Annotated in this window: 4 protein-coding genes and 1 pseudogene; all 5 read left to right on the top strand. The window is 67.6% G+C overall.

Annotated features, from left to right (window positions below; genetic code table 11):
- A partial coding sequence (locus KUTG_RS26410) for a DciA family protein (protein WP_063753566.1) occupies positions 1–480 on the top strand: 480 nt, incomplete at its 5' end.
- 272 nt (positions 481–752) lie between these two features.
- Positions 753–2,729, top strand: coding sequence for a DNA topoisomerase (ATP-hydrolyzing) subunit B (gene gyrB, locus KUTG_RS26405; RefSeq protein ID WP_043720486.1), 1,977 nt, complete (start codon positions 753–755; stop codon positions 2,727–2,729).
- Between the two features lie 49 nt (positions 2,730–2,778).
- A complete protein-coding gene (gyrA, locus tag KUTG_RS26400; RefSeq protein ID WP_043720484.1) occupies positions 2,779–5,295 on the top strand; it encodes a DNA gyrase subunit A in 2,517 nt (838 codons plus the stop codon).
- Positions 5,296–5,336: 41 nt separating this feature from the next.
- Positions 5,337–5,630 (top strand): hypothetical protein, encoded by a 294-nt coding sequence (locus KUTG_RS26395; RefSeq protein WP_043720481.1) that lies wholly within the window; start codon positions 5,337–5,339, stop codon positions 5,628–5,630.
- Between the two features lie 209 nt (positions 5,631–5,839).
- A pseudogene (locus tag KUTG_RS26390) lies at positions 5,840–6,157 on the top strand (DUF3566 domain-containing protein); the annotation flags it as partial.
- Positions 6,158–6,203: the final 46 nt, after the last annotated feature.

Raw genomic sequence — 6,203 nt, 5'->3', positions numbered from 1 at the left:
GACCTCGCCCGCGCCGCCCTGGCGGCCGCCCGCGCGGCGGCCAAGTCCCGACAGCCGACCAAGCGTGCGGGCGCCGCCGTCAACCGGGGCCGCCGGCGGCGCTGGTCGGGGTCCGGGTCGGACGATCGGGACCCGCAGCCGCTCGGCCGCCTGGTGTCCCGGATGGCCAAGGACCGGGGCTGGAGCGAGCAGCTGTCCGGCGGCCAGGTGTTCGCGAAGTGGGCCCAGCTGGTCGGCGCCGAGGTGGCCGAGCATGCCAAACCGGTGACGCTGCGTGAGGGTGAGCTGGTGGTGCAGGCCGAGTCGACGGCATGGGCCACCCAACTCCGGCTGCTCCAGCGCCAGCTGCTGCAGCAGATCGCCAAGGGCGTCGGGCCGAACGTCGTCAAGCGGCTCAAGGTGCAGGGCCCGTCGGCCCCCAATTGGCGATTCGGCCCGCTACATGCCCCAGGTCGAGGGCCACGCGACACCTACGGCTGACGTGCCATGTTTCATGTGAAACACGGCAGCGGGGAAATCACGGCTTTCGGAGACGAACGTAGCCGGACCGAGTGACATCCGCAGCCCCGCGGACCCTCGTCCGTTCACTTCCGGGCTTCTGTGACGTTCTGAGGCGGGTCCTAGCCGCCTTTCCGACGGGGTTGCCCGGTATACTTTCCGGAGGATGTGAGCACGGCAGCGCTGGACGGGTCCGTCCGCGCAGGCTCGCACACCAGTCCTGCGTGGCGTCCCAGAGGGAGACAGCAAAGCTCGTGGCTGCCAACAACAACGCTGAGTACAGCGCCAAGTCCATCACCGTGCTCGAGGGTCTCGAGGCGGTTCGCAAGCGGCCGGGCATGTACATCGGCTCCACCGGCGAACGCGGTCTGCACCACCTCATCTGGGAGGTCGTGGACAACTCCGTCGACGAGGCGATGGCCGGCCACGCCACCAAGGTGGTGCTGGTGCTGCGGGCCGACGGCGGCGTGCAGTGCATCGACGACGGTCGCGGCATCCCGGTCGACGAGCACCCGGTGGAGAAGAAGCCGGCGGTCGAGCTCGTGCTCACCACGCTGCACGCCGGCGGCAAGTTCGACAGCGACTCCTACGCGGTCTCCGGCGGCCTGCACGGCGTCGGCGTCTCCGTGGTGAACGCGCTGGCGAGCAAGCTCCAGGTGGAGATCCGGCGCGACGGCTTCGTCTGGACGCAGACCTACGAGCACTCGGTGCCGACCGGCCCCCTGCAAAGGGGCGAGCCGACCGACGAGTCCGGCACCATCATCACGTACTGGGCGGACCCGAACATCTTCGAGACCACCGAGTACAACCTGGAGACGGTGTCCCGCCGGCTGCAGGAGATGGCGTTCCTGAACAAGGGGCTGACCATCGTGGTCCGCGACGAGCGGGTCGCCGAGGTCGACGCCGAGGCGGACGTCGACGGCCAGGTGGCGCGGGTCAAGGAGCAGACCTTCCACTACCCCGGGGGTCTCGAGGACTTCGTCCGGCACATCAACAAGACCCGCGAGGCCCTGCACGAGAAGGTCGTCGCCTTCGACGCCAAGGGCGAGGACCTCGAGGTCGAGATCGCCATGCAGTGGAACACCGGCTACTCGGAGTCGGTGTACACCTTCGCCAACACGATCAACACCCACGAGGGCGGCACCCACGAAGAGGGCTTCCGCGCCGCGCTCACCCGGGTGGTGAACGAGTACGCCAAGGACAAGAAGCTGGTCAAGGAGAAGGACGGCAACCTCTCCGGCGAGGACATCCGCGAGGGCCTGGCCGCCATCGTCTCGGTCAAGCTCAAGGAGCCCCAGTTCGAGGGCCAGACCAAGACCAAGCTGGGCAACACCTCGGCCAAGTCCTTCGTGCAGAAGGCCTGCAACGAGTGGATCGCCGACTGGTTCGACCGGCACCCGGCCGAGGCCAAGATCATCATCAACAAGGCGGTGTCCTCCTCGCAGGCCCGGCTGGCCGCCCGCAAGGCCCGCGAGCTGGTGCGCCGCAAGGGCGCGCTGGACATCGGCGGTCTGCCCGGCAAGCTCAAGGACTGCCGGTCGACGGACCCCGAGGAGTGCGAGATCTACATCGTCGAGGGCGACTCGGCGGGCGGCTCGGCCAAGGAGGGCCGGGACTCCATGTTCCAGGCGATCCTGCCGATCCGGGGCAAGATCATCAACGTGGAGAAGGCGCGCATCGACCGCGTGCTGAAGAACACCGAGGTGCAGAGCATGATCACTGCCTTCGGCACCGGCATCCACGACGACTTCGACCTGGCCAAGCTCAAGTACCACAAGATCGTGCTGATGGCCGACGCCGACGTCGACGGCCAGCACATCCGGACCCTGCTGCTCACGCTGCTGTTCCGCTTCATGCGGCCGCTGATCGAGCACGGGCACGTCTACCTGGCCCAGCCGCCGCTGTTCAAGATCAAGTGGCAGCGCGGCGTCGAGCCGGAGTACGCCTACTCCGAGCGCGAGCGCGACGGGCTGATCGAGACCGGCCTGGCCGCCGGCAAGAAGATCGGCAAGGACGACAGCATCCAGCGCTACAAGGGCCTCGGCGAGATGAACGCGCAGGAGCTGTGGGAGACCACGATGGACCCGGGCAACCGGGTGCTGCTCCAGGTGACCATGGACGACGCGGCCACCGCCGACGAGCTGTTCAGCGTGCTGATGGGCGAGGACGTCGAGGCCCGGCGGTCCTTCATCACCCGCAACGCCAAGGACGTCAAGTTCCTCGACGTGTGACGTCCCGGCCCCACCGCCTCCTCGCCTTGGTTGAAAGGAACTACCAGTCGTGACCGAAACCTTGCCGCCCGACAACCACGGGCGGACCGAGCCGGTCGACATCCAGCAGGAGATGCAGAACTCCTACATCGCGTACGCGATGAGCGTGATCGTCGGTCGCGCGCTGCCCAACGTGTACGACGGCCTCAAGCCGGTGCACGTCCGGGTGCTGTACTCGATGTACGACTCGGGCTTCCGGCCGGACCGCGGCTACAACAAGTGCGCCCGCGTCGTCGGCGATGTGATGGGCAACTACCACCCGCACGGCGACTCGTCGATCTATGACGCGCTGGTGCGGCTGGCCCAGCCGTGGGCGCTGCGCTACCCGCTGGTCGACGGCCAGGGCAACTTCGGCTCGTCGGGCAACGACCCGGCCGCCGCCATGCGGTACACCGAGTGCCGGCTCACCCCGTTGGCCATGCACATGCTGCAGGACATCGAGGAAGAGACCGTCGACTTCCGGGACAACTACGACGGCCGCATCCAGGAGCCGATCGTCCTGCCGTCCCGGGTGCCCAACCTGCTGATCAACGGCAGCGCCGGCATCGCCGTCGGCATGGCCACCAACATCCCGCCGCACAACCTGCGCGAGGTCGCGGCGGCCGTGGTGTGGGCGCTGGAGAACCCCGAGAGCTCGGACGAGGACACGCTGGAAGCGGTGATGGCCCGGATCAAGGGCCCCGACTTCCCGACCCACGGCCTGATCCTGGGCACCCGCGGCATCGAGGACGCCTACCGCACCGGCCGCGGCTCGGTGCGCATGCGCGCCGTCGTCGAGGTCGAGGAGGACAACAAGGGGCGCACCATCCTGGTCGCCACCGAGCTGCCCTTCCAGGTCAACCCGGACAACCTGGTGGAGAACATCGCCACCCTGGTCCGCGACGGCAAGCTCACCGGCATCGCCAACATCGCCGACGAGTCCAACAGCCGGACCGGCATGCGCATCGTGGTCACGCTCAAGCGGGACGCGGTGGCCAAGGTCGTGCTCAACAACCTCTACAAGCACACCCAGCTCCAGCACACGTTCGGCGTGAACATGGTGTCCCTGGTCGACGGCGTGCCGCGCACGCTGCGGCTGGACCAGATGATCCGCCTCTACGTGAAGCACCAGATCGAGGTCATCGTCCGGCGGACGCGCTACCGACTGCGCAAGGCCGAGGAGCGGGCCCACATCCTGCGCGGCCTGGTCAAGGCGCTCGACCAGCTGGACGAGGTCATCGCGTTGATCCGCCGGTCGCCGACCGTCGAGGACGCGCGTCTCGGCCTGATCGCGCTGCTCGAGGTGGACGAGATCCAGGCCAACGCCATCCTGGAGATGCAGCTGCGCCGGCTGGCCGCGCTGGAGCGGCAGAAGATCGTCGACCAGCTGGCCGAGATCGAGATCGAGATCGCCGACCTCCAGGACATCCTGGCCCGGCCGGAGCGGCAGCGGTCCATCGTCCGCGACGAGCTGATGGAGATCGTCAGCAAGTACGGCGACGACCGGCGGACCCGGATCCTGCCGTTCGACGGCGACGTCTCCATGGAAGACCTCATCGCCGTCGAGGACGTGGTCGTCACGATCACCCGGACGGGTTACGCGAAGCGGACGAAGACCGACCTCTACCGCTCGCAGAAGCGCGGCGGCAAGGGCGTGCAGGGCGCGGCGCTCAAGCAGGACGACATCATCGCCCACTTCTTCGTGTGCTCCACCCACGACTGGATCCTGTTCTTCACCAACATGGGCCGGGTCTACCGGGCCAAGGCCTACGAGCTGCCCGAGGCCAACCGCAACGCCCGCGGCCAGCACGTGGCCAACCTGCTGGCCTTCCAGCCGGGCGAGGAGATCGCCCAGGTCATCGAGATCCCCAACTACGAGGTCTCGCCCTACCTGGTGCTGGCCACCAAGACCGGCCTGGTCAAGAAGTCGCGCCTGGCCGACTTCGACTCCAACCGGGCCGGCGGCCTCATCGGCATCAACCTCAAGGAGGACGACGAGCTGGTCGGCGCCGTGCTCTGCGCGGCCGACGACGACCTGCTGCTGGTCTCCGCCGACGGGCAGTCCATCCGGTTCCACGCCACCGACGAGACGCTGCGTCCGATGGGCCGGGCCACCTCCGGCGTGCTCGGCATGCGCTTCAACAACGGCGACGAGCTGCTGTCCATGGGCGTCGTGCAGCTCGACAAGTTCGTGCTGGTCGCCACCGACGGCGGCTACGCCAAGCGGACGCCGATCGACGACTACCCGATCCAGGGACGCGGCGGCAAGGGCGTGCTGACCATTCAGTACGACCGCAAGCGTGGCAGGCTGGTGGGCGCGCTGATCGTGGACGAGGACGACGAGTTGTACGCCATCACGTCTTCTGGTGGAGTGATCCGTACCAGCGTGGTGCAGGTGCGCAAGGCCGGCCGGCAGACGAAGGGGGTGCGGCTGATGAATCTCGACGAGGGCGGCACCCTGATGGGTGTGGCACGCAACGCCGACGAGCCCACGGACGTCTCCGGAGAGGACGACGACCAGACCCCCGCCCCGGACGTGGCCGAGTAAGGCGCTGCGGGGACAACCGACAAGCTGACTGAGGACCGCTCGTGACAACTCCGGAGAACCCGGAACAGCCGGACGCCAAGACCCAGCCGGACGGCGAGGTCGAGAAGAAGTCCGTGGCGACCGAGGAGGCTCCCGCCCCCGAGCCGGAGCAGCCCGAGCAGCCGGCGGCCGCGGCCGAGCCGGCGACCAACGGCGCCGTCAGTCACGAGCAGGAGACTGCCAAGTTCAGCCCCGGGGAAGCCACCGTCTCGACCGAGACGGTGGCCCCCTCGGCCCCGCCGCCCTGGCAGCGGGTCACCGCCGAACTATGGGAGATCCGACCAAGTAGAAGCTAATGCCACTCACGCATATCGATTTAAGACCTCGCCTGGCCTGAGAAGGGCGCGTATGACTGCATTGCATGAAGATCCATCGGATATCGGTTGCCCGGTTGTAAAGTCTCAATCACGCCGTCCCGGCTATGCTCCGGCAGCGACTGTTCTCCGGTTGGAGTCTAGTCTTCGTTCGTATCTAGGTTAGTGGGGGATGTTCTGACTAGCAGGCCGCGGTGCTCAAGCTGGCGCTGGTGCTCGGCTTCGCCATGTTCCTGGTCTGGATGGTCGCCGTCGGCGTGCTCTACAGCGTGCTCGGCGGCATGAACGTGTGGACCAAGCTCAACGGCACCTACAACGACCTCGTGCAGGGCGGCGACACCAGCGGCGGCGACCTCATCAGCGCCGGCCGCGTCTTCGGCATCGCCGCCGTGGTCGGGCTCGTGAACGTGATCCTGTTCACGGCCATGGCCACCGTCAGCGCCTTCATCTACAACGTGTCCGCTGACCTGGCCGGAGGCGTCGAGGTGACCCTCTCCGAGCGCGAGTAGACCCGGTTTGGATCAGGGGAGAGGAGTACGGTAATCTTCTCCCTCG

The sequence above is a fragment of the Kutzneria sp. 744 genome (assembly GCF_000568255.1).
Taxonomy (GTDB): domain Bacteria; phylum Actinomycetota; class Actinomycetes; order Mycobacteriales; family Pseudonocardiaceae; genus Kutzneria.
This window is presented reverse-complemented; position numbering and strand designations above follow the sequence as displayed.